The organism is Terriglobia bacterium, from assembly GCA_020072845.1.
GTDB lineage: Bacteria > Acidobacteriota > Terriglobia > Terriglobales > Acidobacteriaceae > JAIQGF01.
This window is the reverse complement of record JAIQGF010000008.1, coordinates 262,779-288,232: the sequence shown is the minus strand read 5'-3', so window position 1 is coordinate 288,232 and position 25,454 is coordinate 262,779. Positions and strand designations below refer to the sequence as shown.

The following is a 25,454-nucleotide window of genomic DNA, read 5'->3' as shown; positions in this document are numbered from 1 at the left end:
TCGGTGATGTGTCTGCGTTTTGTATTGCCCGTCTCCTCGGAATGAAATTCCGTTAATGCAGCGGAGCAGCATTAGGGTTCGTGGAACTTGCGGCCTGGTGCAATAACAGCCGGTCGGTTTCCGAATCGTAGGTGAATATCTCGGCATACCGGCCCCAATTCAATACGGTTTCGATCTGCCTCTGCACTTCCTCCTCCGGCAGATGTTCGTCGAGGACATCCCGGAAGAATTCCAGGGGTATGGCTCCGTCCGACTTTTTCTCGAGAGCGCTGCGAATCTGCTGCATCAGTACGACATGGGCGAGGGCCGCCTCGCGAAAGAGGTTTTTACGCGTGGCAATGTCCGCCTCGGCGAAGGCTTTGCCTGCCGGAGTGATCTCCACGTCCCCTTCATGCGACTTGGCAAAGCCCAGCAGCACCGCCTCCTCGACGATGGGGAACAGGTCATCGACCTCCATCAAAAGTTCATCCGCGAGATGGTAAAGATCCTCGTTCCCGCCGCGATCGTTCAGCAACTCGAGCAGGCCGGCCATGCCGCCCGGCTTGGCGTGGGGCAGCCTCTGGAGCGGAGGCCTGGCCGGCTGCTCGCGCCGTATCGGTGGCGCCAGCTCCAGTTCCGGCTGCGTCATGACTTTGTAAATGTAGTCCACGTAGACCAGGAACTCGGCTGACTTGCGGTCCCTGGGTTGGGTGAGCGGGATCGGAAAATCGGCGTGGATGCGGGCCGGGTTCCTGCCGAGAACGATGACGCGATCGGCCAGCAACACCGCCTCTTCGATGTTGTGCGTCACCAGGAAAATGCTTTTGGTCGGAATCTGCTTCTTCAGCCACAACTCCATCAGTTCGCCGCGAAGGTTCTCTGCCGTGAGCACATCCAGCGCGGAAAACGGTTCATCCATGAACAGCACTTCCGGTTCGACCGCCAGGGCGCGGGCGAAACCGACACGCTGCTTCATGCCGCCGGAGAGTTCCTTGGGAAACGCGTTCTCAAATCCCTTCAGGCCCACGGACTTCAATGCTTCGAGTGCCCGGCGATGGCGCTGGTAGTGAGGCATGCCGCGGGCCAGCAGCGGAACCTCCACGTTTTCCAGGACCGTAAGCCAGGGAAACAAGGCAAAGCTTTGGAAGACGATGGCGACGTTGGGACTGCACTCGCTGAGCGGCCGCTCATGCCAAAAAACAGCGCCGCCGGTTGGCGCTGCCAGGCCGGAGAGGATGCGCAAGAGCGTAGATTTGCCGCAACCCGAAGCTCCCAGCAGCGCAATGATGGCGCCGGATTCTACACACAAATCCAGAGGCGCTATCACCTGGATCTCCCGCCCGTCTGGTTGCTGGAAACTCTTCTGAACGTGCCGCGCCTCAATAATCTTCTCCACCGCGGGAGAGGGAATGACAGGGGCCACGACTGCGGGTTTCGGCGCTTCCACGGCTGCCGCGGCCAGCTCGTCCATCAGCCGCTGCCACGCCTCTTCGGGCAGCTCGTCGAAAAACCGCATCCGTTCGGTGGGGTCGAGCTTGTCGACAATAGCCCGCATTTCCGTGGCCGGCCGCGAATGCAACAGGACGTATTCGTGGTAGTAGGGAAAGTGACTGACCAGGGCGGCAGCGAAATCAGCCGGCAGCAGACGGAAAAGTATTTGCTGTTGTTCAAACGACAGTGCCGCCAATGTCCCAGCCGCGGTGTTCGGGTCGAGCCGCTGGATGATCGCGGCGGCCTCGTCAGGCCGTCCTTGGGAGAGAACCTCGCGCACGGCTTCGGCGATCGGCGGAGTCATAGAGGTAGAAGGGCAACCTCGGTCGGCGGGCATCTACCGCTCACCAGCCGCCTAGGCCGTGGTTCCGAGTTTCACTCGTTCCCACTTACTTTATGAGAGCCGATTCCGTAATACCAAACACCATGCGAAAACTCAAAGCTTTACTTGTGAGTTGCGGCAAATCGCGTATACCTGTACCACCCGTCATCCCACCAGTGGAGGTCGAGGTAACGGCCTTCGGAAGCCTCATACAAGCACGGGACGTTGCGATAGCCTTTTCGGTCCTGCCACACGGAGCCCAGGCCGGCCACCGAGAATTTCCGTTGCACGTCCGGATACTTGGCGCCAAAGGCCAGAAATTCCGGCAACTCGGCGGCCCGCAGACCTTCCCGGTCGAGCTCACGGACTACATCTTCTGATGCCATGCGCCGGTCATAGCGGATGAGAACGATTTCCACATCTGCCTGGCCGCTGCGCGTGGATGGAAAGTTATTCGACGTGATATCGGCGTGCACCGCTTGGTAATCTCCCGCCTTGATTGCCTCTTCCACCGAAAGATCGTAATTCACCGTCACCGGGAAAACATCTCTCGGCTTGCGGGCCGCCTCGGCCATGACATCGGCAAACTTGTCGAGCAGGGTATCTCCTTGCGCAGCAACCCGGAGGATCTCATCCTCGGAGTACCCACGCTTCTTAACCCTGTCGAGCAAGCTCTGCAAAATTGCAGACACATCCTTCACCATTTGTTGTTCTCCATCAATTCGCATCAGGTCTTCCCCAGATCACGGAATTTGCCTGACCCCAACCGCTTGTCGCAACTGTTCAACCGCGAGCATGTGACTGGCCAGCGCCTGCCGGTAGGCAAGCTGAGTGCTGCGATAACTGCGCTCCGCGTCCAGAAAATCAAGCAATGCGGCCGCGCCCTGCTTGTAGGCGAAGCCAGTGATGTCGAGGGACTCTTGCGCTTGCTGCAGGTAGCCAGACTGATACAGGTCAACCACGTCCTGGTTCGTCTTCACCGCTTCGTAGGCGTTCTTTACGTCCGTTAATACGGTTTCCTCCGCTGCTTTCCGGTTCAATTCCGCCTGATCTATCGCGTAGCGGGAGCGTGCGATCTCGCCCTGGTTACGATTGAACAGGGCGACCGGCATGGCGAAGTACAGGGCGCCATCGTTGACCTGAGATACGTGAGTGTAGTTAAAGGTGATATTCAGGTCCTGTTTCCCATTTGCCTTCGCCAATCCCAACTGGCTTTTGGCGGCATTTACGCCCAGCTCAGCCCCACGTAGGTCGGGTCGTGCCTGCAGTGCTCTCGCTTCCAAATCATCCAATTGAACCTTGACGGGCGCGTATTCCAAAGCGCCAATCAAGTCGTAGTCGCGCGGCACGGAATCGTACCCGATGAGCTGCCGCAATGACGCCAAGGCCTGCACCTTCGCCAACTCCGCCGCGGTGACGTCGGTCTGGAACTGCAGCAGTTGGACCCTTGTCTTCAGAAAGTCTCCTTTGCTGACGTCCCCGGCTTTGTAACGCTCCTCGTTGATGTCGACAGTCTGGCGAAAGCTTTTCAGGGCTTGGAGAGCGAACTCCAGATTTGACTTGGCGAGCAGTGCGCTGATGAACTGCTGAGCGACGCTGAACTTCAGCGCGCGTTCGGCGTCTACTACCTGCGCCTCGGTCACGCGCGTCTGGTCACGCGCGGCATCCAGCCTGCGGTGACGCTTGCCTCCCCGCTCGATGAGGTAGCCGGCGCCGATGTCGAACTGCTGGATAGCGTCCAGCGTATCTTTCGAGAACAGGCTCGGGGTGAAAAACGGGATGTACTGCGAGTCCCACGAGAGCGTGGGGTTGGGCCGCAATCCCGCCGTTACTTCCTGGGCCTTACTCTGGTCGATGTTGCTGCGGGCGGCCTTCAGTGAGGGGCTGTTCTTCAGCGCCAAGTCGATGGCTTCGTCCAGAGTGATGCGGGAAGTGCTCTGGGCGATTGCCGGCAGAGTGCTAAGCAAAGCTAACGCAGCCACAATCGAGGCGATGCCGGCTCGTTTTTTCTTTCCTATGCTTCTCATGCGTATTCGGCGGCCTCCTTCGCGTCTGGCAGAACGTCACCCGGGCGGGCGATCCAGACATACAAAGTGGGCAACAAGAAGATGCTCATTCCCAGGGTCGCAATCAGCCCCCCGACGATTACGATTGCGAAGGGCCGCTGGGAATCCGAACCGATGGCGTGCGACATGGCCGCCGGCAGCAACCCCAAGGTTGCCACCAGCATGGTCATCATGATGGGACGGAGCCTCAAGATGGCGCCCTCGACCGCAGCCTGCTGGATGGACTGGCCTCGCGCGCGGAGCTGGTTGATGTAGTCGAGCATGATCACCCCGGTTTGCACCGAAACGCCAAACAGCGCGAGAAATCCGACGCCCGAGGAAACACTGAAGTTGTTGCCCGTAACCAGCAACGCGAACACACCGCCGATCGGCGCCATGACCACGTTGCCCAAAACCAGCAGCGACCATTTGACCGACTTGAACAGCGTATAGAGGATCATGAAGATGAGCATGATGGTGAGCGGAACGATGATCGCCAAGCGTTTGTTCGCGCGCTGCTGACTCTCATATTCACCGGCCCATTCCAGGCGATAGCCTGGCGGAAGCTTCACTTTTTCATTGATCCGCTTCATGGCCTCTTCGACCGTGGTTCCCAGGTCCCGCCCTCGGACGCTGAAGGTCACGGCGTCATAGCGGTTATTGTTCTCGCGGTAAATGTCATAGGCGCCATCCCGAACCGATACCGTGGTGAGTTGCGCCAGGGAGACTCGTTCTCCCGAGGGGGAAAGCAGGCGGACCTTTTCGATCGCCTCCCTGGTATTGCGATACGGCTCCTGATACCGCGCCACCACGTCATAGCGCGCCTCACCATGGAGTACTTGACTTACCGCCTTTCCGCCTACCGCAGTTTCAATGGCGTCTTGAATATCGGCCACGTTGATTCCGAAGCGGGCGGCCTGTTGCCGGTCAATCGTAAAATTCAGATTCGGCTGGCCCACCGTGGGATAAAGCTTCAGATCTTTAACGCCTTCGACGGGCGCCATGGCGGCAACGATCTGCCCACCCAACTCATCCAGTGTCCTTAAGTCAGGACCGAGAAGCTTGGCCGCAAGATGACCTTTGGTGCCGCTTTCCGTTTCTGCCACGTTATCTTCAATTGGCTGCGAGAAATTCCAGGTAGCTCCCACCAGTTTCTTATCCAGCTCGCGATTCATGGCGGCGATCAGGGCCTCTTTGTCCTCATGAAAAACCGGTCTCCATTGCGCTTTTGGCTTCAAGTCAACGAAGTACTCGGTGTTGCCAAATCCGCCGGTATCAGTGCCATCGTCGGGACGGCCGACTTCCGAGATCACTTGGGTCACCTCAGGGAACGATGCAAGAATGAGGCGCGCCTCATTGGTGAAGCGAACGCCTTCCGTAAGACTGGTACTGTTGAGCAGGGTTCCGCGCACCCAGATTGCGCCTTCGTCCAGATGAGGCAAGAACTCCGAACCAATCGCTCCGCTGAAGGCTAGGAAAAAGGTTACGCCGAACAGGGCAACGCCGGCGCCGATGGTGATTCGCCGATGCGCGATGGCCCAGCGCAGCCGTGTCCGATACTGCTTGATGAGGAACTCCATGACTCGGTTGCGTCGTTCTCGAATTCTCCCGCGGAAGAACAAACCACAGAGAACAGGGATGACCACAATCGAGAAAGCCAGGGCGCCGAGAAGAGCGAAGGCCACCGTCCAAGCCATCGGCTTGAACAGCCGCCCCTCGATTCGCTGCAGCGTGAAAATTGGCAAGTAAGCCGTGATAATGATGGCAATGGCATAAAACACCGGGCGTTGCACTTCGTGGGCGGCATTGCGTATGTCTACCGCGGGTGTTTTCACGACTTTAGAATCGGAACCGCTGTTGCGACTGAGATGCCGGACGATGTTCTCGACCATGACCACGGCCCCGTCCACAACCATCCCAAAGTCCAGGGCGCCCAAGGAGAGGAGATTGGCCTCCATATGAGTCAGGTCGAGCCAGATGGAAGCAAAGAGCAACGAGAACGGAATCGTGATTGCCACGATCAGAGCTGCGCGGGCGCTGAGGAGAAAGAGCAAAAGGATGACGGTCACCAGGATCATCCCCTCCGCCAGGTTGTGCAGCACGGTGTGCAGCGTGTAATGAAGCAGATCGCTGCGGTCGATCATCCGTTCCATCTTCACGCCCGGAGGAAGGATGCCGTTGTTCATCTGCTGCACTTTCGCGTGAAGCTTTTCAAGGGTAGGCCCCGAGTGTGCGCCCTTGCGCATCATCACCTGCGCAAAGATGACATCGTCGTTGTCGACGATGACACCATTGTCCCGAAGAATGGCCCTTCCCTCGCGGCCCAGGCGGATTTTGGGGCCTTGGCTTACCTCGGCTATGTCCTTGACCCGAAGAGCAGTCCCGTTCTTGGCGGTTAAGACCGTCTGCTCGATATCTTTTACATTGGTGAAGAGCCCGAGAGTGCGGACGTTCATCTGTTGCAAACCCGTTTCCACGAAGCTGCCGCCCGCATTGATGTTGTTATTGGCCAACTGTTGTTCCACTTGGCCAACAGTCAGTCCGTAGGACACGAGCTTATTGGGATCGATGCGTACCTGATACTCCCGCGTGGTTCCGCCAAAGCTGCTGACGTCGACGATATCCGGAACCGATTTGAGTTCCCGCTCCACCGTCCAGTCCTCAATGGACTTGAGTTCCATGAGGTCGATCGTGGGCGTTGTACTTCGCAGCACGTACCAGTAGATCTGCCCCGTCGTGCTCCAGTCCGTGCCCATTTGAGGCTGCAACCCGGGAGGCAGCTCGACTTGCGAAAGTCTCTCCAAAACCTTCTGCCGATTCCAATCGTTGTCGGATTGGTCGTCGAAGATCAGGATCACAAATGACAGACCGAAGATTGACTCCGAGCGCAGATGCGAAAGATGAGGAATCCCGTTCATCTCCTTTTCGACCGGGATCGTGACCTGCTGTTCCACTTCCTCGGCAGACCGGCCTGGCCACTGGGTAATGATGGTCGCGTAGTTATCCGCAATGTCGGGATAGGCCTCAACGGGCAGGTTGTGGAACGAGATCGCGCCCCAAGCGAGCAACAGGATGGCAGTCGCCAGCACGACAAACCGGTTGTTGAGCGCGAAATCTACGAGGAAGCGAATCATTGGCTATTTCCTGCTGAGAGTTCGGTCGCCCGGGTTTTGACTCACTGCTCGACCGTGTGCTGCAAGGCCAGCGCATTCGTCACCACACGTGCCCCTGGTTGTAGCCCGGAGACAACTTCTTGCATCTGATCCGGCGAAATTTCCCCACTCACAACCTCCACGCGACGAAACTTCTTGTCTTCCGCCGGCACGTAGACCCAATCGCGGTCGTGGAGATGCAAGATCGCAGACGCGGGAACTTCTGTGTGGGTCTCCTTCTTGACGCCACGGAAGGTGGCAGTCACGAACATTCCCAGGCGCATCATTCCGGGATTGCGCACCTCGATGCGGACTTTTGCGGTCCGAATGCTGGGATCAAGCACCGCGCCGATGTTGCTGATCCGGCCGGTAATGACCTTGTCGGGATACGCGTTCAACGTGATCTCAGCCGGATCGCCGACGTGAACCCTGGGGAGATCGTTTTCGTAGACATCGCAAACCACCCAGACCGAGGACAGGTCGGAAATCGTGAAGGGGTTCGACCCCAATGCCTGCACTCCCGCGGCATTGGTGACCTGCTGGTCGGTAATCACGCCCGACGCCGGCGCTACGATTCGGACGATGCCGGTGGGATGGTCCTTGTCCAACCCGAGCAACTGCAGATGCTCATGGGCGGTTTCCAGGACCACGGCGGCGTTCTGTTCGGCGTCGTCAAGAGTTTCCAGAGCGCTCTTCGAGATGGCGCCCTTGTCGTAAAGAATTTTCGCCCGGTCGAGCTGATAACGCGCCAGCCTCTCGTCATTGACCGCCTTGCGATAGTCCGAGAAAGCTCCCGCCACGTCGCTGCTCTGCACTTGCAGCAGCAACTGACCCTTGTGCACGGTGTCGCCCAGCTTGGCGTGAATGGCCACGATGCGGCCGGAAGCCAGTGAAATGACGGGAACGCTCCGCAGAATGTCGGGGCTCACCGTGCCGGTGACAACCAGTTTCGAGACGGTGGCGCGCGCCGTTGCCGTACTGAGCGCAAATTGTTCCGGACGCTCCACGCTCAAAAGGCTGACGTTCACATCAGAAACGACCTTCACCGGAGGCGGCGCCTCCGCCGCCGGATTTCCATGCGCGCTGCTACAGCCGCCAAGAGTCAGCAGCAACAGAAAGGAGACCAGGACAAGACCGACTTGCGGGCCTTTGTTTTTCATAAATCACGCATCAACAATCGAACGGTCGGAGTAATCCCGCGGGCGTGTTGTCAGGCAACCAACACGCCCCTTGGGACAATGGTTTTCAGGGCTAGAACTTGACCATGATCGCGAATCTCGCGCTGGCTTCATTCTTCCGCAGATCCGGGCACCAACCTGCCGCTCCTGCCACACAAGTGGAACCCGGCGTGGCGGACAACTGCGGGCCCGGCACGAAGGTAGTGGTGCCTACCGGCACGCCCGGTGTGCCGGTATTCAAGCCGGGAGGCGTGATCCCACCCGCTCCGCTCCAGTAGGGCACGTTGGCGTGGCGGTAGCCATACTCAGTGCGGAAGGTAATGTACTGCTTTGGCATCCAATCGAAAGTGAGAGAAGCGTCCCAGGCTCTGAATGGATCGCCCGGATTGGCCGTAAAGTAAGGCGAACCGGAGATAGCATCCGCTCCATTGATGGGCGGCAGCAGTGTCAGATAGCGCCCCGGATTACTCATCGCGCCACCGCCGATGGTGAGACCGTAGGTGTCCTTCTTGAACCACCACCGGTTGTAGAGCATCCAACCCGCGAAGGTCTGCTTCTTGCTGGTCGCAGTGTTGTGATGGCAATTCACGTTCAGGCCGGCAGCAACTGGGCCGCCGTATTCGCATCCCAGGTCAGCGGTGAAGGAAAACGCCATCTTGTCGAGGAAGTTCTGCGGCCGGTCGTAGTATTTGACCTCGACACTGTCGTCGGTATGGATGCGCGTACGGCCAAACTGACCGTTTCCGCTACCGAGGGTATCTTCGCCCATGCCGTAGTTATTGAAGACAAACGAGAGCCATGGTCTCGGGCGCCACAGGATCTGTCCTCCCAGGCCCGGCTTGCTGCCGAACCTGCCGTAGGACTGCCATCCGTTGATGATCCAGGGTTCGATCTTCAGCTTGTCGGTGGGAAACCACTGTATCCGTAGGCCATTGAAAAACCATGGCGTATTGGACGACACATAGGACGGCTGGTAAGCCCAGTTATCGAAGTTGTAGTAGCTGAAGAGTCCGATGTACGACACGAAGATGCCCGCGTCGATGTTGAGCCCGTGGTTCACATCAAAGTGGTATCCGCCGTAGGCTTCTGATACGTACTTGTACGCGCCCCGGAGGTCCCACTGGCCACGACCAGGGCTGGCATCGTTGCGTGGCGTGGTGACGCCGAACATGCCATTCATGGTCAAAACTCTGCCGCGAACATTTTGCCAGTGGAAGTCGCCGCCGAAGCTGATCTGCTCCACCTGAAATTCGTTTGACCGGAAGATTTCGCTCGACCCGCCCATCGAGTCATCTTTCGGATGATTGAAACTGTGCACAAAGTGAGTGTCGAACCTGATTTCCGGGGTGAAGAACTTCGAGTCCCAGACCGCGTCCTTGTTGCGCGCGGTGCCGTTGAGCCAGGTCCAATCCGCATAGGCGAAAGGCTCCGCTTTTGCGGGCTTATCGGGAGAGGCGGGTTCGGTCGCCGGGCTGGCGGCCGCCGCTGCTTCGCCTGGCGCACTCGGAGTCTTCATTCCGACGAGTGACGCGGTCGAGGGTGCTTGTTCGCGCGCGTTTTTCGACCTCAACTCCGCCTCCAACTGGTCGATACGTGCCTGCATTGCCGCAAGCGCGTTGGCAACCGCGGGCGGTAATGGCTGATTGTCAGCGGCCGTTGCCCCATCCGCCGGTTTGCTGCTGCTCGTGCCGGCGGAATGATCGAACAACCCGAATGACGGTTGTGCGGCGGCTTTCGCCTGAGCGCCAGTCTGCGCCGGAGTTTGGGCGTAGCTGTGCGGCACCTGCGTGAGTGCGAAACTCAAAACTATGATCGAACGAACAGTGGAAAGTGCCACTCCCTTACGCAACAGGTCTTTCATATTCTCTAGGTACCAATTCCTTTCTGTTGTCAAAACTGAGAAACGGTTGTCAGTCAACTGGGCTGTAGTAGCCCTTCTTCGCGTAAATTCGAAGTCTTCCCGGTTTCGTGGCATTCATCTCGACTTTGATCTTGTGCCACTTGGGAACTCGGGCCTTTCACTGTTGTCCACCGCTACACTGCGACAGGTTCGAAGCGATAGCAGACCCAGGGTTCCGTACGGATATACCGCGAGCCATCGGCGACCGTTTGCAGCTTCTTGCGCAGACTGAGCAGAGTTGGCAGCATTTCGACCTGGCGCACCTGATGGTTGCCGCATCGTGTGCTGAGCTTCGTGTGCGAGGTAATGATTCTCTTGGGGTGTGCGGCCATAAAAACGAGCAGGTCGAATTCTTCCGGGCTCAGGCTGAGTTCACGGTCCCGAATGCGCACGCTGCGGTTATCGAGATCGATCCGAAAGTCGCCAACTTCGACCAGGTGAGCATCGTTATTCGCTTCGGAACTCTTCCGGAAGAAACGGCCCAGTCGCCGAATTCTGGGTGTGACATTCTGGCTTGCCATGTTGGCCCCTCGTCTCGGTCGGTGCGGTTACGCCCGAGCCAACCGCGCTGGACGGACTTGATTCGGCCGCTCGCCGTGCACTTCGATTGGATATCGAGAGGCATAAATTTCGAATAAAACATTCGTAAAACCTTCATAAAGAAAAGCAGCGCTCGCTTTACGAATTTTTTATGGAATCCTTATTCAATTTTTAGCGGGCCGGCTATCCAACCAGGGAAGCTGGATTCAATCTTTCAAGCGGTGTTCTTGGCGGGAGGGGGAGAAATGAGTCTTACCGTGGCAGTGCTCGGCTTCTCGTTATTGATGGCCATGCTTGTGGTTCGCCTCGTCACCTTGGCGATGGTGCCTGGCGGCCCGTCGCATTTCAGCGAGGATTTCCGCAGAATCAGCCGACACAAATCCAGTACGACCAACTCACCGACACCGCGCCCGCGCTGGCCCTGGGCGTAGCAGCGGGGCTATCGGCCGTGCGGAGGGGCGCTTTACGCCCGGAATCTATTTCGATCACGAGCCGAGGTGGATCGGCCTGAAACTCGACGCGGTAAGCAGCCCGGGTGTTCAAATCGAGCACGACACGGACCACGTCCTGCGCGTATTGCGAACTTCGAATGCCACGCAATGCCGGTCCGGCAACGGCGATTTCCTGGGAACGCACTCCGGGCGCAAAGCGTGTCTTGCGCAGATCGAAATAAACTCGTTCCGGCCGGTCGAGCCGAGAGGCGGTGTACTGCACGTTGCGATCGAGCCCAATCTCGATGCGCGCATAGCCCGAGACCAAAGACCACGTGATCGATTGCACATGCCCCACGCCGGTTTCCGCGACCGGCGCCGTGGCCGCGGCTGCCGGGTCGTGGACAACGCTGTGCGGCGGCGCCGTCGGCAAAATTTCGGACGGGGGGAACGGCGTACTCGGCGGCGTTTCGCTGATCACCACCGGCGGAGGCAGTTGCACGCGGGAGGCGTTGCTGTGCATTCTCGTGAACCTCAACCCGGCCAACGCAAGCGCTGCGATCGAAAATATTCCCAAAGCAATCAGCAAGGTCCGCGACCGTGGCACGGACCTCTGCGGCTGCCGCCATCCGCCCAGCTCGTCGGCGTCCGGCGCCGATGTGGGCGCACCGCGGTCGCCAAGCGGAGATTCAAGCTCGGCTCCCGCCTTCGCCGGTTGCGGGAAATCAATAACGGTCGCTTCCATCTTCGGGGGCGGGGCTGTCTCCGGCGGTGCGGCTTCGATGCAAGGTTCCTCGCGCGGGCGCCAGGCCGCAATCAGTTCCGGGGCAAGCTGCGCCGTCGCCTCGTCGGCATCCGCGAGTCCGGCGGCGACCGACTGCAGGTACTCCAATTTGGCCACATCTTGATGATCGAACTTCGAAGCGGAACGGGAGTAAACGGAAAGCAGGCCGGCGACCCGCCCGTTGCGGCGCAGCGGCAGCACCATGATCGACCGGATTCCCAGTCGCCGGCACACTTCGGCATCAACCCGGGGATCGGTCTCGGTATCGGCGCAACGCTGCACCACACCCCTGCGAACGCAAAACGCGGAAATTCCGAGGGAACGATTCAGGACCGCGCCCACCGCCGGTGCGCCCTCGCCACTGCGAGCGGCGCAGACGATGTCGCCCGATGGATTCTCCAGCGCCAGGGCGGCGCCGTCGGCGCCGGTGACTTTGACCGCGAGATCGGCGATATCCTGCAGCGAGTTAGGCCGTGCGGCCCACGCGGCCGGGGTATCGCACTCCTCCGCGTCGTCGAAACGGGGAGCTGGAATTGAGACCTGCTTGTGCATCTTCATGCGCTCGTGGCAAGAGCGGCGTGTTTCCCGGCCATCCTCTCAGACGCGGAACAAGGCCGGGTCATCCGCACTGAACATTCTACGAAATTGAAGCGGGTAGGTGGTAACGCAATGCAAGAAGTTGTGGATATCGGTGCAGAATGAGGAATTCCTGTCGAAGGCTGTGGATTTTAGGGATCTATCGGTGGGTGTTACGACGGCGGCACCCCTTTTCAAGCAATGCTAGCGCCGCGCAGTCTGCACCACCACCAGTTCCTGCACCACGCGATCAGGACCGATCTACATGGCGATTCCGAGATAGGGGTAGAAGCGACAAGGGGCCCAGGTATCGGTCAGGCTCTCAAACCGGTAGGGCTGATCGGGGAGGATCTTGTCCATAAGCGACATGCCCACACCGAGCTAGTCGGTCTTGGTTTGCATCCCGAATGGCCGTCGCCTCACTTTGCGGAAGCCGAGGGTTTTCGCATGCTCCGGATCGGGAGATATTGCACAGACCAGTTTGCAGGAACGCTGGGGCTCATACCGCGGGTATTCGAGTTGGCGCCTTCTAGCAGCCGCGTCAAGGGCGAAAGCGAGCCTCGCTCGGCGCCGCGCGTCAGCACCGGTTTGAAGTTGAAGGCGCTGAGGTCGGAAAGTTGGTCCGAAGTAGTCAGCAGCACGTAAGTGTCGATTCCATAGGGCGCACTAATGTCAATCCGCTCCGTGTCGCCGGTCAGCTCAACTGTCCGCGGCCATTCGGGGTCGCCCGGTTTTCTCTGCGGCTGCAAATTACCCTGGCTGGCCAGCGGATACAGCAAGTGTCCTTCGCCATTGCACTCGATACCCAGCACGTACACCCATTTCGGCCGGAGGTTGGCGGGGATGTCGCCACTAGCCTGGAGTACCAACCCATAACTTTCGCCGTCAAAGACGGGCCCTTCGTCCACCAGAGCCGGCTTGCCCGCACTTGCGGCCGCGGCGCCCAGTTTTCTCAGAGCCAGGCGATAAGGAAAAGCGCCGCTCTGTCCGCCTGGAGGAACGGGCAACTCCAGCCAGGCCCGGACGCGGGCAAGGCCGTAGGCGTATTCCGTCAGCGTGGCGGAAGTCTTGCGCACAGCGTCCGCGGTTTCTCCGGCTTCCACCCAATCCGTTCTGGGCGGGTAGGGAGAATCCGGCGAGCAGAGCACGCCGCGCTCGTCCGCGCTCCATTTTGCCTTGTCATCTTCACTCAAGTTTTTCTGCACCCAGGCATACTCAATCCTGCCCGCCTTGGCGCGGCCCACCAGCAGATATTGGGCCCACTCCGGCCCGGCAACCATTTCCACCGAACCCGCCGGATTGAGGTCGAGCGCGGCCTTCAGCTCTTTCGAGGGTGACAGTTGCAGGAAGACGCGGGCCGTTGCGGCGCCGGACCCCAACTTTTGCAGCAAGCCTTCCGCGGTGGGGGTGGCGCCCAAGTCTTGTGCTTCGGCGCCAGCCTTGGAAAGAGTCCAGGTGGAACCGTTCCAGGCCACGATATGAGTCGGAGAGGTCAGCAGGGGATCATCTACCCAGACGACTTCCTTGGCTTTCCGCAATTCCGCCGCGACTCCGGCCAGTTGGGCATGGGAGAGGTTGGCCGGGGGCATCCAAACCTTGAGACGGGTATGTTCCGGCGGCACCCATTTGTCGAGTTCCAACAAGTCGCCCGCTTCGAGCTGGCTGGGCTTGGCAGGGGGAAGCAATTCGGCCTTTGACCGGCCCAGTTCGGCGGAGGTAATCCGCACTCGAATTTCGGGCTCTCCGTTCGGCACACCAACTTTTTTCAGCTCGCTGCCTTTGCCCAGGCCGAGATCAAGACCTGCGTCTAATCCCAAAGTTCCATCCGAACTCACTCCCGCCGAGCGGACGGCCACGGTAAGAGCGCTGGTGCGTGGACCCGGACCCAGTAACGGCGCCTGCCTGCGCTCCGCTGGTCCGGCGAGCGTGGGTTGTTGCTCGGCCAGACCCATCCCCTGCATCAGCACTTTGACTCGCTTGTAGATATCCTGGGCCGGCGCGTCGGCAGGGAGCACCCGCAAAGCGTCCATCACCGCCACGGTAAACGCGCCATGGGAGATGTCTTCTGCCGACCACTCCGAGGCCAGTTGGTCACTCTGCGTCGCGGAAAGGATCAAGGCGCCGTTGGGGCGGTCCTCGGGCCTGGGGACCGGCTTGCCATCCGGGGTGCGGTCCGGCGGGTCATTGGCATCGCGGGGATCATAAGGCAGGAAGCGTGCCTTGGCAGGGGCGCCGACCGGGATGCCACGCGCGATCGAACCGCTATGACAACTGTCGAAAATGGCGGTGAGGCGAATGCCCTTGTCCACCACCTGATTCAGCAAGCGCGCGATCTCTTTGTCGCGAACATCGAACACGCCGGTGTTGGCATCGGCGGGAACCATGGTTTCGTCGAGGTGGCTGGGCTTTTCCGAACGCGAGTTGTAGCGCTGGGAGCCATGCCCGGCGTAGTAGAACACCACCGTGTCGCCCGGGGCGGGTTCCTCCAGCAAGTATTTGCGCATGGCGGCGAGGATCTGCTCGCGCGTGGCCTGGCTGTCGCGCAACATGTGAATGTTTCGATCCGCAAAGCCAAACTTGGAGCTGATCAACAGCTCGTGCACCGAGTTCAGGTCGTTGAGCGCGCCATCCAGGTTGTGCCAAACGGGACCGTCCCAGCGGCCTCCCGACCCCGGTTTTCCCGCCGCGGTTCCCGCCGGCGCATGCACCGGCCTCCGGCTCGTTTCGTAGGTATTGATGGCGATCAAGAGCGCCCGCTTGGTCTCGGCCCGACCCAGACTGGATGAACCGAGGCAGCAGAACAAGCAGGCCCACGCGAGAAATCCACGGGCAGAAAAGCGGACAGGGAACACCAACGGTGGCATGGCGCAGTCCCCGGGGTGAGGTGTTTACGAACCCCCGAGCGACCCCATGACTAGCACGGGGTCGCAGGGGATCCACTCAATTGTTGGCCTCTAATGGAGGCGCCAGGTGTAAATGTCGCCCGCAGCGCAGTTAAAAAGATGCGGTCCCCAGCTCCTCGTCGAGCCATCATCAAATAAAGCCACGGCGTAAAGGGTAGTTGGACCGTTGCCCGTGATTCCAGCGATGTCCCCGTACCGGTTCACGGCGCCGGCATAGATGCCATCCACGTAGGTGCGAATGATCCACGGGGTGTGATTGTCGATTTGAATGCCGCAGCGATAGGGACCCGCGCCCCGCGTTTTGGGGCCGCCCTTTTCTGGTGGCGGCGTGGCCTTGGCATTAGGGTTGTTCTTCTCCGTGTCGCTCTTGATGTTGGCGTCGGCGGCGCCGGCCTTGCCCGTCTTCGCCGTCTCATTGACAACTTCCTTGCCAGCGGCCGCCTTGTCTTTGGCTGCCGTCTGTTGGGGGGCGCCGGCCGCCACAGTCGCCAGCACAACACAACCGGCCAGGACGATCATTACCAGGAAACTGTTAGTCCAAATTACTTGCGGTCTTGCCATGGTCCCTCCTTAAGAATTGCGAGACGCTACCAAATGGAAAATCTATTGTAAACAGGAAAGTCCAGGGCACGGCGCGCATCGTCCGCTGCTGAGTGATCGCGGGACTCTGTCCCAGGGCGGGACCGCAGCTGTGCCCGCTGAGAAGAACGAACCATGCCGCAAGCAGCAACTTCCGCGACATACTCTTACTTCACCTTGACGAGTCCTGCATCCCGGCTGGCGTCCCTCGCCAACGATCCAGACAGGCGCGCACCCGGGTCGTCAATTGTGGGACGGTGAACGGCTTGGCCAGGTAGTCGGTCGCGCCGGCATCGAAGGCTGCCTGAGTAGTGGTCCCGCCCGCCTGAGCAGTCAGCATGAGCACGGGAATGTTCCGGGTCGCAACGTTGCTGCGAAGCTGCTGCAGGACGGCCAGCCCGTCCATCTTCGGCATGTTCACATCCAGCAAAATCAGATCGGGACGATCGGCTTGCACGCGCTCCAGACCCTGCTCTCCATCCTCGGCTTCCAGCACGGTATAGCCATCGTGCCGCAGCGCTGAATCCACCAGCATGCGCAGGTTGGGATCGTCGTCCACCACCAGAACGCATAAGCGATCCGGAGAGCTGACGCCCGCGTTCGCCACCGCCAGCGAACGTGAGCGGGTGGTCTGCGGCGCCCTGACCTCGAATTCACTTCCTTCATAAGCGCACAAGACGTGCAGGGAGAAATTCCGCTGGCGCGCCAACCTCTGTGCGGAGGCTTCCAGGCTGTCCAGGAACACGTCGTCGTGGGTCGGATCATGATGCGTCAGCGCCACCTGGCGAACGTCAGCCGCGGCGGCCAGTTCCACCACATACTCATACGTGCTGTGTCCCCAGTTTTTCTTGGCCGCGTATTCCTGCGGCAGGTACTGCGCGTCGTGGATGAGCAGGTCGGCGTGCCGCATGAACAGGGCATGGCGGCGGTCCCCACTGTGCACGATGGATTCGATGACCCCAGGCCGCGCTCCTTCCCGCCATAGCGTGGTCGCGAAGGGCTCGTGATCGCAGGCATACACCAGCACCGCGCCGTCGGCTTCGATGCGGTAACCCAGGCTGGTGGCGGGATGATTGAGAAATTGCGTCACCACTCGCACGCCATCGAAATCGTAGGTGCCTTCCGTCAGATCTTTGTATTCAATCGCCGCCGGCAACTGGTCCAGCGCAACCGGGAAATAGGTGAATTCCATCTGTCCGGACAAAACGCTGGCCAGGCTTTGTCCGACGCCGGTGGGGGCGCAGATGGTGAATTCATTCTGCGGGATGAACAACGGAGCAAAGAAAGGAAAGCCCTGGATGTGGTCCCAATGTGTATGCCCCAGCAGCATGGTCGCCCGGATTGGCTTGGGGGCTCGCGCCATCAGGTCCATCCCGAGCAGACGCGCTCCGGTGCCGCAGTCCAGGATAAAGCGCTGGCCCGAATTGGTGGTGACCTCCACGCAGGAGGTGTTTCCGCCGAACCGGTTTGTGCCCGGGCCCGGTGTAGCGATCGATCCACGGGTTCCCCAGAAGCGCACGCGCATGTCGCCTCACTTACTTGAAACGGATGTCGACGGAATCGAGGAATTGCACCAACTGGGCGGTGACGGTGCGGACCGAGTCGGCATTTTGCTCTTTGGCCGCCCGCTCCAACTGGTCACCGATCTCGCTGATCTGCGGCAGACCGAAGGAGCCGCCAGTCCCTTTCATGTTGTGACCCAGCGAACGGATGGCGCCGAAGTCGCCGCGGGCCAGCGCGGCCGCGATGGCGGGAGGATTCCGCCGGACGTTGCTGAGGAACTTGGGCACAATCGCCGCGAGCTCCTCATCCACAACGACATCGAGTTTCGCTGGGGCCGCGGCTTCAGGATGGGCCTGCCCGTGCCGGGTGATCGCTTCCAACAGCGTCGCCTTGCGGATCGGCTTGGCCAGGTGCATGGTAAATCCTGCCGCCAGGCTCTTCTCCACCGCTTCTTTGAAGGCATCGGCGGTCAACGCCAGCACCGGCAGCGGCGGCAGGTTCTTGGCCCGTTCGTATTCCCGGAAGGCGCGCACCACGGCATATCCGTCCATGCGCGGCATGTGGACATCCATCAGCGCCAGATCGTACCGGCCGGTCTGGAGCTTTTCCAGGGCGGAAGCGCCGTCCTCGACGAAGTCAAGCTCGTACGGCGAGTGCTGCAGGTAGGCGCGCATCACCGAACGGTTGTCCTCGGAATCATCGGCCACCAGGATACGCAAGGCTTCGGCCGGCTTCGCAGCAACCGCAGCCGCCGTTGCAGTCGGCGTCTCCGGGGCCGCCGCGTGACCGAACTCAGCCGTGAAATAAAAGGTGCTGCCAACTCCCACCGTGCTTTCCACCCAAATCCTGCCGCCCATCGCCTCCACCAGCCGCTTGCAAATGGTCAATCCCAGTCCCGTGCCGCCGTATTTGCGTGTGGTGGAAGAATCCGCTTGGGAGAAGCTTTCGAAGATCTTTGGCAGCTTGTCTTCGGGAATTCCGATCCCGGTGTCCGACACGGCGAAGCGCAGCGAGGCCGGACCCTTGCCCTCCGGGTCCCGCTCGACCCGCACCGTCAGTTGCCCCTGTTCGGTGAACTTCATCGAATTCCCCAGCAGGTTGATCAGCACCTGCCGGGTCCGCACCGGATCACCGCTCACCCAGGGCGCCACATCGGAAGCGATTTCGGATTCTATCTTCAGCCCCTTCGCCCCCGCCCGGATGCCCACCAGTTCCACGGCTCGCGTCACCACATCGCGCAGCTCGAAGGGAACGGTTTCAAGTGTCAACTGGCCGGCCTCGATCTTCGACATATCCAGAATATCGTTCAGCAGATCGAGCAGGCTGCTGGCCGCTCGCTGGAAAATGTCTACGTAGCGGCGCTGATCGGGCCCCAGTGAAGTTTCCGCCAGCACATCGGCCATGCCCAGAATGGCGTTCATGGGGGTGCGGATTTCGTGGCTCATCATGGCCAGGAAATCGCTTTTGGCCTGCGCGGCGCGCTGCACTTCACGATTGAGCCGCGTGATGGTGTCGTATTGCAGCGCGGTTTCATGGGCGTACTGAAGAACCAACTGCCGTTCGCGGTGCAGGATGTCGGCCGCCTCGATCAACAGAATCGGCCGCCCGGCTATGTTGAAGGCCCAAGCCTGCAGGTGCGTCTCGCCGCCGCCGGGGTGCGCCTCCGTCCAGATATCGGAGCAGGCCCGTCCGCCGCCGGTTGCGCGCCAAACCTCTTGCGCCTCCGGAAGGAATGCTTCCAGCAGGGGAAAGCGTTCGACCAGATCAGTTTCTTGAGCGGATTCGATTCCAGGTAAGAGATCGCGCAGCCATTCGGGTGGAGTTGAGATCAAGCGGAATGAGCCGCTGGGTAAAGGCTCAAAGGCGGCCATCTGCATGATCGCCAGCAGGAGGACGGCAGTATCGTTGATGGAATGGTTAGCCGGCGACGGCGCCGGCTGTGGAGTCGTCGACATGGTGCTCCTGCATCATCGCGTCGGTCAGCGTCTGGAAAACTCCTTCGACAGCGGCGCCGGTCTTCGCGCTGGTTTCCACCACCGTCCACCCGCGAGAGACCAGGTTGTCGAGATCGCTCTGCTGAATCTCCCAGGTTTCCCGCAGATCGGCCTTGTTGACCACGCATACGAAGGGGACAGCCCCCACCGCTTCGCTGACGCGCCCGTGGAGATCGATCGCCACCTCGAGCGTGTTCCGACGCAAGCCATCCATCACCAGAATGTAACCGGAGGCGCCCTTCAGGTGTGCCGGACGCACCGTAGTGAGCGCGTCTTCTCCCGCCAGGTCCCAGAGGATCAGGTTAATGTCGCCGGCGGGGTGTTGGACTACCTTCTTGTCGATCTTCACGCCCACCGTGGTCTGGTATTTCTCGGAAAATTTTGTGTAGACGAAGCGGGCGACCAGGCTGGTCTTGCCCACTCCAAACGCTCCCACCATGCAGATTTTTTTCTGGATCACCGGCCGGCCTCGTTTCCGATGACCACGTGGAAGGTGACACGCCGGTTCAGTTCGGTTAGGTATGCTGCGGCGGCGCGCACCGGCTCGCGTGAGCCCATGGCGACGGTCCGCAGCATGTCTTTGCTGATGCCGCGGCTGGCCAGCGCCTTTGCCACCTCGTCTGCGCGCCGCTGGCTGAGCGCGTCGTTCTTATCTTCGTTTCCCGTGGGATCGGTATGGCCGTGCAGCTCGATGACAAACTTCTGCCCGATCGCCGCCCCCTGCTGTTGCAGCTTGACGATGTGCGCCTCAATGTCATCGAGCTTCGCCAACTGTTCCGCCGAAAGCTGGGCCGAGTTCAGCGGGAACCGCAGGACCGCCTGCTCGAGAGCGTCCTTCTCCGCCAGAAATTGGCGGAAGACTTTGAACTTCGCATCGAGTGAAACGTAGGGTTCCCAGCGCGAAGTCACCTTGGCCGGATCAATGCCGGAAGCACGAACGATTTTCTCCGGGTCGGTGGAGAGCGGATCGCGCAGGCCGACCAGTTCGTAGGTGCCCCAGGAGCGGTCGGCGCTGGTCAGGATGATCCCGGGCTCCTGCCGCAGCCGCTCCACCAGGTGGTCCCAGCGCCGGCGGGTTCGCGCGCTGAAGAAGGTCACCAGCGCGATCGCCACCAGCAGCGCGGCCGCGGAAACAATGAAGAACGGTTTCGACTGCTTCGCGGACTTCTGCGCCTGGCGGCCGAGCAGGCAGGATTCAAGCAGCGGACGCGCCGCGGCAAACGCGCTTCCGTCGCCGTTGAAGGAAGCCAACAACGGTCCATATTCCGCGTGAACCTGCTCCAGGTTGCGCGCTAACACGTTGCGCAATTCCGGAGGAGGCGTGCCGCTGACCACCGCCGCCAGGATCGCCGACGGTCCGTGCTGCACCCACAGATTGAACTCGTCCAGTTCGATCGTCTCGATATCCCGGCCGCCGGCGCCCGCGAAGGAGTCACGAATGAAGTCCTGGATCGCGGTCAACATGCCGGAGACCAGGTCCGAGTCCTGCACCATCTGGTCCGATCGTGCCACGTGCTGCAGCAGCAGCCCGCTTTCGCGGTGAATGAGGAAGACTTGTTCCACCCGGTAGCGCAAGCTGCGCGTCAGCACGATCTCGGCGAACGGCCGCCCGGTGCGCAGCGCCTCGATTCTCCATTTCAAGGCTTCCAGCGACACGCTGCGTTCCAGCGTCTGGTTGATCGATTCCACCAGGCCGCGCAGGGCATGGGCAACGGCCTTGCGCACCGCTTCGCCGATGACCGGGAAGAGGGCATTGGCCAGGATGTTGGGATCGCGGGTGACCGAGATGCGCACGGCTTCTTCGACCAGGGGATTCAGGGTCTGCTGAATCGTGCGGTCCCGCCGGGAGCGCAAGGCGATGGCTTCCGCCACCACCTGGCTCAGGTCTTCGGTGCGCAACTGGCGGTCGTCAAGCCGCCGCTGGAGTTCTTCCAGGCGCGCCTGTTCCGGGCCGACCAGCAGTTCCCGCAGCCGCGTGTACTCGCCGGTGGGACCGCCGTTGGGCTCGTTCTCTGGCGCCAGGTCCCGTAAGGGCGCTGTGCTCATGCTGAGCCTCGCTGGCTACTGTCCCGCTGCCTTGGCGACCTTGACCGGCTTGCCGCTCACCACGCCTTCCTCGCTCAGTTGCAGCGCCATCTCCGTCAGCAGGGAAGCCAGCGCGGCGCGGTCGACTTTCTGGTCGCGCAATTCGTCGGCACGCCGCTCCACCAGCGCGGTCAGGCTGTCGCTCTTGTGACGGATCTCTTCCAGCAGCTTGCGGGATTCTTGCATCAGTTCCTGCCGCAGACTGCTCTGCTCTTCGGCCGTCTTGTTATCGAGCTCAAGGATTTTCTTGTTGAGCATGTCGCTCGCCGCTTTCAGGTCGCGAGCCATGCTCTTCAGCGATTCCGTTCGCTCCTCCCGCTCGGCCTTGAGCCGTCCCGATAGCGCCTCCGCCTCCTTGCGGAAAAAGCCCTCCACCGACTCGAAACGGCGGCGCATCGTATCCTTCATTTCCGCGGTTTCACGCGCCAGAGTGTCTTCCAGGCGCGCGAAGCGGGCTTCATAACCCTTGATCTGCGAACCAAACAGGATGTCGCGGATCTTGTCGACGCTGGTGGCGCCCTGCTCCGCGCCGTTGCCCTCAGCCGGGACCACTGCAATTTTCTTGTTTTCGGTCATAGGGATTCCTCGCACTTTTTTGCGCAGGTTGGGAAGCTTGAGCACCGCTTTGCGCACGTTAGAGAGCTTGCGCGCCATTGAAGAAGGTGGTCCTTCCTGCGGCCATGCCGCGCTGCATTGTGCAGACCACTAGGGGCCGTTTCGCCCGCGTTGGAACGCCAAAGTGGGGCGTGGGGGAAGAGATTATTGCACGGGCGCGCGAACAATGCTAATACTGCACTCCGGCTGCTTCAAGGGATGCGCATCCCGGCGCGTGTCCGCACCCAGGCCCGCAGACCGAGCAGAAAGGTCCACAGCTATGGCGACCGGCCCTCCCGCGCCGCGAAAACAACTGCTGGTGGTAGACGACGATCCCATGGTCCACGATTTTGTCGGCCATGCGCTTCGCTCGCTGCCCGTGGAGATCGTCTCCTGTGAGACGGCGGGCGAGGGTTTGCGGCAGATCGCAGAGCGCTCCTTCGACCTGATCCTGCTGGACCTGGGCTTGCCGGATATCAATGGTCTGGAGGTCCTGGCCAGGCTGCGCCAGATGGGCGGCGCTTTTCGCGTGATCGTGATCACCGCCGACGACACGCCGGAAAGCCTGCTGCGCGCCATCCGGCAGAATACTTACGACTACCTCCGCAAGCCGTTTACCGCGCCAGAACTGGCGGAGTTGGTCACGCGCGCGCTGAGCGCCAAAACCGATCCCGCCATTGAAGTCGTATCGGCAAAACGGGAGTGGGTGGAGTTATCCATTCCTTGCACGCGCGACTCCGCCGAACGGATCGAACACTTCGTCCGCCAGCTCGATGCCGACCTCGGCTTGGAACTCATGGAGCCGGTGGCGCAGGCCTTTCGCGAGCTCCTGATGAATGCCGTGGAGTGGGGAGGTGGTCTGGATCCGTCGCGCCGCGTCCGCCTCGCCTGCCTTCGTACGCCACGCATGCTGTTTTACCGCATCGCCGATCCCGGCCCCGGCTTCCGTTTCGAAGGACTGACCCACGCCGCGGTGTCGAATCCCGCGGGCGCGCTGGCATCGGATGCGGTCCGCGAGGCAAAGGGGATTCGTCCGGGCGGCCTGGGCTTGGCGATGGTGCAGGCCCTGGCCGATGAGATGCTGTACAACGAGGCGCAGAACGAAGTTGTGCTGGTGAAATACCTCGCTTGATCTGGCAAACGCCGCGGCGACGGTGGCGCAGGACTAGCAGGGTCGGCTCACCGCAGTCCGTTCGAGCCTGAGCGGCGCTTCAGCAGTTCTTCTTGCGCATTGACCGGGGATTCGCCACGGGCAGGAGTTCGGCGCGGGTAGGTTCCGTCCGCCTGCATCTCGCGCGCCTTCACATTATCCTGGAGATAAACCTCGAGCACGCGGTCGCGCAGATGGCGGACCAGCCTGTGATCCTCGATCGGGAACAGGATTTCGACCCTGCGATTGAGGTTGCGCGACATCAAGTCCGCGCTGCCGAGATAAACAACCTCATCACCGGCGTTGCGAAAGTAAAAGATCCGGCTGTGCTCGAGGAAACGGCCGACGATGCTGATGACTCGAATGTTGTCGGCCACGCCCGGAAAACCGGGCCGGAGACAGCACATCCCCCGTACCAGCAGATCGATCTTCACGCCCGCCTGCGATGCTTCGTACAACAGGCGAATCATCTTGGCGTCGGTCAGAGAATTCAGTTTCAGAATGATGCGGCCATTGCCAGTGACCGTCTGGTGATGCATCTCCCTCCGGATCAGCTCTTCCAATCGAGTGCGCATGTTGATGGGCGCCACTAGGAGCTTGCGATAATCCGTTTTGGCCGAATAGCCGGTAAGGTAGTTAAACAGGTCAGTGACGTCCGCTCCAATGTCCTCATCCGACGTCAACAGCCCCACGTCGGTATAGAGGTGTGCCGTGGTGGGGTTGTAATTGCCCGTTCCCAGGTGGACGTAGCGCCGTATCTGGTCACCCTCGTGACGCACGATCAACGCGGCTTTGGCGTGGACCTTCAACCCGGGCAAGCCATACACCACGTGACCGCCTTGATTTTCCAGCGCTCGTGCCCATTCGATGTTGCTCTCTTCGTCGAAGCGGGCTTTGAGTTCGACCAGCGCCGCGACTTGGGTTTCTTCCTCGATGGCCTCCAGCAACTGTCTCACCACCGGAGAGTTCCGCCCCACGCGGTACAGCGTGATCTTGATGGCCAAGGCAGCCGGGTCGTGCGCACCTTTGGTCAGGAGATCGAGAACGGGAGTGAAGGAATCAAAGGGATGGTGCAGCAGGATGTCGCGGCGCCGTATCGCCGCAAAAATATCCTCGTCTTCGCTTTGGTTTTCCAGCGGCGGAGGAACCCGGCTGACAAAATTGGGCCACTTGAGGTCGGGGCGGTCGACGTCGGCCAGATGCTTGAGCCGCGAGGTCGACAGGCGGCCTTTCAGGCGGTAGACATTCTTGCGGTCCACTTCCAGATTGCTGATCAGAATCTTGAGGATGTGCGGCGGGGTACCGACGCCGACCTGCAGCCGGACCACGTCGCCAAACCGGCGCTGGCGCAGGCTTTCTTCGGTGGTTTCCAGTAAATCGCCGGCCTCCAGTTCCTGAATCTCGAGGTCAGCATCGCGGGTCACGTGAAACGCGTGGGATTCCACGATTTCCATCCCCGGGAAAAGGGCCTGAAGGTTGGAAGCAATCAGGTCCTCAAGCCAGATGAACGCCTGCGATTTGAGCGGCGCTTTCTTGCGCGCCACCCGGTCGACGGCAATGATTTGCGGCAGGCTGTCGGGCACCTTGACGCGCGCGAAGTGTTCCTGCCCTTGGCTGTCGCGAATGACGACGGCAAGGTTGACGCTGAGATTCGAGATGTGGGGAAACGGCCGTCCCGGATCGAAGGCGAGAGGCGTCAGGACCGGGAATACCACGTCGGAGAAATACTTGTCGGTAATCAAACGCTGCCGGCCATTCAGGTCGGCGTACCCCAGGAAATGAATTCCTTCCTGTTCGAGCGCCGGAAGCAACTGCCGATGCAAGCAGCGCTGCGCGCTGGCGACCACTTTGGCGACGTCGGCGCGAATCGCGTCGAGCTGTTCGCGGGCCGTCATCCCATCGGGGCCGACTTCCGCCGAGCCGGCATCCATTTGCCGGATCAATCCGGCCACCCGCACCATGAAGAACTCGTCGAGGTTGGATCCAACAATGGAGAGAAAACGCACCCGTTCCAGCAACGGATTGGAGGGGTCAACCGCTTCTTCCAGAACGCGCTTTTGGAAGGCCAGCAGGCTGAGTTCGCGATTGATGTAGAGAGCCGGATGGTCCAGAACCGGGGATTGAATCGGCACGATCTTGCCGGCGGTCTCGCGGACCTCCTGCGCCTTGCGAATGGACAGACTCTTGGATGACATACGGGAGAACTCTGCGGCGTACCCGCGCAAACGAGGAATCCCTGCAGACTACC

17 protein-coding genes are annotated in these 25,454 nt (G+C 60.6%); 1 reads left to right on the top strand and 16 read right to left on the bottom strand.

Annotated elements, in window-relative coordinates; genetic code table 11:
* Positions 1-52: 52 nt before the first annotated feature.
* The 15 genes from LAN70_08820 to LAN70_08750 all read right to left on the bottom strand — a co-directional run bounded on the left by LAN70_08820 (position 53) and on the right by LAN70_08750 (position 22,116).
* Positions 53-1,774: an AAA-associated domain-containing protein gene (locus LAN70_08820; protein ID MBZ5511262.1), complete on the bottom strand. Its 1,722-nt coding sequence runs from the start codon at positions 1,772-1,774 to the stop codon at positions 53-55.
* Between the two features lie 140 nt (positions 1,775-1,914).
* Complete coding sequence (locus tag LAN70_08815) at positions 1,915-2,520, bottom strand: hypothetical protein (protein ID MBZ5511261.1); 606 nt, start codon at positions 2,518-2,520, stop codon at positions 1,915-1,917.
* A gap of 15 nt (positions 2,521-2,535) precedes the next feature.
* Positions 2,536-3,819 carry a TolC family protein gene (locus LAN70_08810; GenBank protein MBZ5511260.1) on the bottom strand — a complete coding sequence of 428 codons (1,284 nt, stop codon included), beginning with the start codon at positions 3,817-3,819 and terminating at the stop codon, positions 2,536-2,538.
* Positions 3,816-6,971, bottom strand: a complete 3,156-nt coding sequence (locus LAN70_08805; protein ID MBZ5511259.1) for a CusA/CzcA family heavy metal efflux RND transporter — start codon at positions 6,969-6,971, stop codon at positions 3,816-3,818. The genes LAN70_08810 and LAN70_08805 overlap by 4 nt, the downstream gene beginning before the upstream one ends.
* A gap of 41 nt (positions 6,972-7,012) precedes the next feature.
* Positions 7,013-8,149, bottom strand: a complete 1,137-nt coding sequence (locus LAN70_08800) for an efflux RND transporter periplasmic adaptor subunit (GenBank protein ID MBZ5511258.1) — start codon at positions 8,147-8,149, stop codon at positions 7,013-7,015.
* Positions 8,150-8,240: 91 nt separating this feature from the next.
* On the bottom strand, positions 8,241-9,770 hold the full coding sequence (locus LAN70_08795) for an outer membrane beta-barrel protein (protein MBZ5511257.1): 1,530 nt from the start codon (positions 9,768-9,770) through the stop codon (positions 8,241-8,243).
* 431 nt (positions 9,771-10,201) lie between these two features.
* Entirely contained in the window at positions 10,202-10,588 is a 387-nt protein-coding gene (locus LAN70_08790) for a winged helix-turn-helix domain-containing protein (protein MBZ5511256.1), read from the bottom strand.
* Between the two features lie 385 nt (positions 10,589-10,973).
* Positions 10,974-12,380: a GAF domain-containing protein gene (locus LAN70_08785; protein ID MBZ5511255.1), complete on the bottom strand. Its 1,407-nt coding sequence runs from the start codon at positions 12,378-12,380 to the stop codon at positions 10,974-10,976.
* Between the two features lie 437 nt (positions 12,381-12,817).
* Positions 12,818-15,145 carry a caspase family protein gene (locus LAN70_08780; protein ID MBZ5511254.1) on the bottom strand — a complete coding sequence of 776 codons (2,328 nt, stop codon included), beginning with the start codon at positions 15,143-15,145 and terminating at the stop codon, positions 12,818-12,820.
* Positions 15,146-15,352: 207 nt separating this feature from the next.
* Complete coding sequence (locus LAN70_08775) at positions 15,353-15,862, bottom strand: hypothetical protein (GenBank protein MBZ5511253.1); 510 nt, start codon at positions 15,860-15,862, stop codon at positions 15,353-15,355.
* 190 nt (positions 15,863-16,052) lie between these two features.
* A complete protein-coding gene (locus tag LAN70_08770) occupies positions 16,053-17,405 on the bottom strand; it encodes a response regulator (protein MBZ5511252.1) in 1,353 nt (450 codons plus the stop codon).
* A 10-nt stretch (positions 17,406-17,415) separates the two neighbouring features.
* A complete protein-coding gene (locus LAN70_08765) occupies positions 17,416-19,338 on the bottom strand; it encodes a response regulator (protein ID MBZ5511251.1) in 1,923 nt (640 codons plus the stop codon).
* Complete coding sequence (locus LAN70_08760; protein MBZ5511250.1) at positions 19,301-19,837, bottom strand: GTP-binding protein; 537 nt, start codon at positions 19,835-19,837, stop codon at positions 19,301-19,303. The genes LAN70_08765 and LAN70_08760 overlap by 38 nt, the downstream gene beginning before the upstream one ends.
* The gene (locus tag LAN70_08755; GenBank protein MBZ5511249.1) at positions 19,834-21,423 is read right to left on the bottom strand and encodes an OmpA family protein; all 1,590 of its coding nucleotides are present in this window, start codon (positions 21,421-21,423) and stop codon (positions 19,834-19,836) included. Before LAN70_08755 ends, LAN70_08760 begins: the two co-directional genes overlap by 4 nt.
* 15 nt (positions 21,424-21,438) lie before the next feature.
* Positions 21,439-22,116, bottom strand: a complete 678-nt coding sequence (locus LAN70_08750; protein MBZ5511248.1) for a hypothetical protein — start codon at positions 22,114-22,116, stop codon at positions 21,439-21,441.
* Between the two features lie 220 nt (positions 22,117-22,336).
* Here LAN70_08750 and LAN70_08745 point away from each other — a divergent pair, with 220 nt between their 5' ends.
* Entirely contained in the window at positions 22,337-23,188 is an 852-nt protein-coding gene (locus LAN70_08745; protein MBZ5511247.1) for a response regulator, read from the top strand.
* A 47-nt stretch (positions 23,189-23,235) separates the two neighbouring features.
* On the opposite strand, the gene ppk1 is transcribed toward LAN70_08745, so the two are convergent.
* A complete protein-coding gene (gene ppk1 / locus LAN70_08740) occupies positions 23,236-25,401 on the bottom strand; it encodes a polyphosphate kinase 1 (GenBank protein MBZ5511246.1) in 2,166 nt (721 codons plus the stop codon).
* Positions 25,402-25,454: the final 53 nt, after the last annotated feature.

Bases quoted from the DNA above. Each gene is read 5' to 3' on its own strand.
- LAN70_08750 (MBZ5511248.1), bottom strand. From the start codon at position 22,116: ATGGCGCGCAAGCTCTCTAACGTGCGCAAAGCGGTGCTCAAGCTTCCC.
- LAN70_08765 (MBZ5511251.1), bottom strand. From the start codon at position 19,338: ATGTCGACGACTCCACAGCCGGCGCCGTCGCCGGCTAACCATTCCATC.
- LAN70_08800 (MBZ5511258.1), bottom strand. From the start codon at position 8,149: ATGAAAAACAAAGGCCCGCAAGTCGGTCTTGTCCTGGTCTCCTTTCTG.
- LAN70_08770 (MBZ5511252.1), bottom strand. From the start codon at position 17,405: ATGCGCGTGCGCTTCTGGGGAACCCGTGGATCGATCGCTACACCGGGC.
- LAN70_08805 (MBZ5511259.1), bottom strand. From the start codon at position 6,971: ATGATTCGCTTCCTCGTAGATTTCGCGCTCAACAACCGGTTTGTCGTG.
- LAN70_08785 (MBZ5511255.1), bottom strand. From the start codon at position 12,380: ATGAAGATGCACAAGCAGGTCTCAATTCCAGCTCCCCGTTTCGACGAC.
- ppk1 (MBZ5511246.1), bottom strand. From the start codon at position 25,401: ATGTCATCCAAGAGTCTGTCCATTCGCAAGGCGCAGGAGGTCCGCGAG.
- LAN70_08810 (MBZ5511260.1), bottom strand. From the start codon at position 3,819: ATGAGAAGCATAGGAAAGAAAAAACGAGCCGGCATCGCCTCGATTGTG.
- LAN70_08745 (MBZ5511247.1), top strand. From the start codon at position 22,337: ATGGCGACCGGCCCTCCCGCGCCGCGAAAACAACTGCTGGTGGTAGAC.
- LAN70_08795 (MBZ5511257.1), bottom strand. From the start codon at position 9,770: ATGCAGGCACGTATCGACCAGTTGGAGGCGGAGTTGAGGTCGAAAAAC.
- LAN70_08790 (MBZ5511256.1), bottom strand. From the start codon at position 10,588: ATGGCAAGCCAGAATGTCACACCCAGAATTCGGCGACTGGGCCGTTTC.
- LAN70_08755 (MBZ5511249.1), bottom strand. From the start codon at position 21,423: ATGAGCACAGCGCCCTTACGGGACCTGGCGCCAGAGAACGAGCCCAAC.
- LAN70_08775 (MBZ5511253.1), bottom strand. From the start codon at position 15,862: ATGGCAAGACCGCAAGTAATTTGGACTAACAGTTTCCTGGTAATGATC.
- LAN70_08820 (MBZ5511262.1), bottom strand. From the start codon at position 1,774: ATGACTCCGCCGATCGCCGAAGCCGTGCGCGAGGTTCTCTCCCAAGGA.
- LAN70_08815 (MBZ5511261.1), bottom strand. From the start codon at position 2,520: ATGCGAATTGATGGAGAACAACAAATGGTGAAGGATGTGTCTGCAATT.